The sequence below is a fragment of the Desulfobaculum sp. genome, assembly GCF_054921475.1.
The window spans coordinates 1-2,544 of record NZ_JBUDSW010000371.1 but is presented as its reverse complement, the minus strand read 5'-3'; the positions used below and the strand labels follow the sequence as shown (position 1 = coordinate 2,544).

Annotated in this window: 4 protein-coding genes; 2 read left to right on the top strand and 2 right to left on the bottom strand. The window is 63.0% G+C overall.

Annotation, left to right across the window (positions count from 1 at the left end; translation table 11 throughout):
- Both ACY69P_RS16065 and ACY69P_RS16060 read left to right on the top strand, forming a co-directional pair.
- Nucleotides 1–636, top strand: a 636-nt coding sequence (locus tag ACY69P_RS16065; RefSeq protein WP_462328211.1) for a S49 family peptidase, incomplete at its 5' end; no start/stop codon positions are given.
- A 27-nt stretch (nt 637–663) separates the two neighbouring features.
- Nucleotides 664–873 carry a hypothetical protein gene (locus tag ACY69P_RS16060; protein ID WP_462328210.1) on the top strand — a complete coding sequence of 70 codons (210 nt, stop codon included), beginning with the start codon at nt 664–666 and terminating at the stop codon, nt 871–873.
- 79 nt (nt 874–952) lie between these two features.
- Here ACY69P_RS16060 and ACY69P_RS16055 read toward each other — a convergent pair whose 3' ends face one another.
- Nucleotides 953–1,720, bottom strand: a complete 768-nt coding sequence (locus ACY69P_RS16055; protein WP_462328209.1) for a FlgO family outer membrane protein — start codon at nt 1,718–1,720, stop codon at nt 953–955.
- A 31-nt stretch (nt 1,721–1,751) separates the two neighbouring features.
- Nucleotides 1,752–2,441: a hypothetical protein gene (locus ACY69P_RS16050; protein ID WP_462328208.1), complete on the bottom strand. Its 690-nt coding sequence runs from the start codon at nt 2,439–2,441 to the stop codon at nt 1,752–1,754.
- Nucleotides 2,442–2,544: the final 103 nt, after the last annotated feature.

Below are 2,544 nucleotides of genomic sequence, written 5' to 3'. Positions count from 1 at the left end.
CGGCCCGTGGTGGCGCTGATGCACAATGTGGCGGCCAGTGGCGGCTATTATGTCAGCATTGCGGCGGACCACATTGTGGCGCACCCCACCACGGTGACGGGGTCCATCGGCACGGTGCTCATCGTTCCCAAGCTGCACGGGCTGATGGAAAAGGTGGGCGTGTCGACCATGGTCATCAAATCCGGAGAGCTTAAGGACATGGGGTCCCCCTTCCGCGCCAGCCCCGAAAGGGAGAGTAAACTGCTGCAAAACATGATAGACGACATGAATTCGCGCTTTCTTCAGGCGGTGAAGGCGCGGAGAAGACTTGACCAGAAGGCGCTAGACGCGGTAGCCGATGCACGTGTGCTCATGGCAAACGAGGCCGTACGGCTGGGACTGGTGGACGCCACGGGATATACCGAAGACGCCCTTGCCAAGGCCCGCGACCTTGCCGAACTTTCTGAGGATGCGCGCGTGGTGGTCTACCGCCGCACCCGCTTCCCTGATGACAACCTGTACAACACCGCCACCGGTTCGTGGTCTGGACCCCTCACAGGCGGGACAACCCTTGTCCTGCCGGATGTCCTCTCCACGCCCCGCACCGGCTTTTACCACCTGTGGACGCCCGCCCTTGGCGGCGCGGCAGGCAACTAGCCAGATGGCGCATCTAGGAGGATTGCAATGGATAACGAATGGGTGACAGTCGCCGTCTTTCCCGTCCTGAATGAAGAAGTAGCCCGCGAGGTTCAGCGCTGGGAATTTGTGGCCGAAGACATGGCCCTCTACCCGGAGCGCAACGTCCGCTACGTGGAGAAGGACAATCAGGTTATTGTACAGGTCAGCCAGACCATCAACCTCGCCTTTGATGGCGGTCTCGGCACGGCCAGCTAAGGCGCACACCGACACAACACACAAAAAGCCCGGACACGGTACATACCGCTCCGGGCTTTTTCTTTGCCTTCTGCCCGCGCTACTGCACGCGCTGTGGTGGGAACAAACGGAATATTTCGCCCTGCGTCTTGGGCGTGGCCGGGGCGGCCTTGGCAGGCGCCTCGTCGGTGATATTCTCCTGCCGCATGGGCGCAGCCGGGGCCGCCACGCGCTTGACGGGCGCCATGGGGCGCGCTTCGCCAAGGGGCGCCCGCACCAAGCGCTCAAAGTCTTCCTGCGGGGCCTTGGGCGACAGCAGACGCGACACCACGCCGCGGTTGGGCAGCGCCCAGTCGTAGGCGGAGACGATAACGCCGTCATCAAGGCGCACCACCTGCGCGGCCACAAACACATTGTGCGCGTCCACAGTGTAGCACCCGGCAAGGATGGCCTCGGCGTCGAACTTCTGCTGCATCAGGCGCGCGGTCTCGCGGGTGAGGGCAAACTCGCCCTCGCCGGCGCGCACGCCAATTTCCTTGCGCAGCCGGATTTCCATCACATCATACCCCGCCTGCACAAGACGCGAAACCACCTGCGAGGACACCAGCCGCCCAAAGGGCGAGGACGATTCAAAATTCTCACGGTCCACAAAAGTGGCGGCAAGGATGCGCGTGCCCTCGGGGACGCGGTTTTTCAGGTTGGCGGCCAGCCCGTCGGCGGCCACAAAACTGCCGGCGACAAGGGCGTCGCCCTCAAAGGAGCCGCCAACGGTCTGGCGGTAGGGCCCGGTGGCCCCCTGCTGGCTTGTGTCCCGCACCGTGCATCCCACAACGGCGCAGCAGAACAGGAACAGGAGAACGGATTTCACGAGAGAACGGATGGACACTTTCACTGCCTCGCTAGTTATTGGTCACAGACATACTTTTGGTGGTGTAGGCGGGGAGGCCGTCGCCCCCAACGGGCGGAATCGGCTGGCCATACTGGCGGTTATCCCCGTCGTTGATGTAATAAATGCTGGACGAGTGCGTCACGAAACGGTTGCGCCAGACCATGCTGGACGTGATGATGACCTCGTGCGAGCTGTAGCCCGGCAAGGTGCCGATGGCCACGTCCGCCAGAATGCCCGCTACGCTGGCCGCATAGACAGCGTCCGCGCCAAGGTCGCGGCTGACGGCAATGCCCGCGCCAAGCACCGACAAAAGCCCCGGCGGCGTACGCTGAAAGCGCTTGCCGTGCTTCACCATCTGCACCTTAAAGCGCAGTTCCAGCTGGCCTTCATCCTTGTCTGACACCTGCAGCCCCTCGTGCACAAGGTGCGAGCGCAGCAGCTCGCGAAACACCTCCGCAAACGGACCCTGCGCGTCAGGGATGACATCAATGGCCAACAGGCGCAGTTCCACGCGGTCGTCCAAGGCCTTTTTGCTCTGCTGCGCAACGTCCTCGGCCAGAATGTCCCAGTGCCGCGCCGCCTGCATCTTGTGCTGCGTCTCCATGGGAGAGGACGACGCCACAGGAAGCTGCGACTGGCACCCGGCAAGCAGGCCGGCAACCAGCACAGTCATCATGAGTAGTCCACATCGCTGCATCATTCGGGTACTCCCGCTTGAGGCTGCTGTCATCGGCGCGCGGACGGCAACAGACCCATCGCACACCACACCGCCACATTTGTCCTATCGGCGGCATCCCCCGGTT

Coding starts and splice junctions, on each gene's coding strand:
- ACY69P_RS16050 (WP_462328208.1), bottom strand. CDS start 2,441: ATGATGCAGCGATGTGGACTACTCATGATGACTGTGCTGGTTGCCGGC.
- ACY69P_RS16060 (WP_462328210.1), top strand. CDS start 664: ATGGATAACGAATGGGTGACAGTCGCCGTCTTTCCCGTCCTGAATGAA.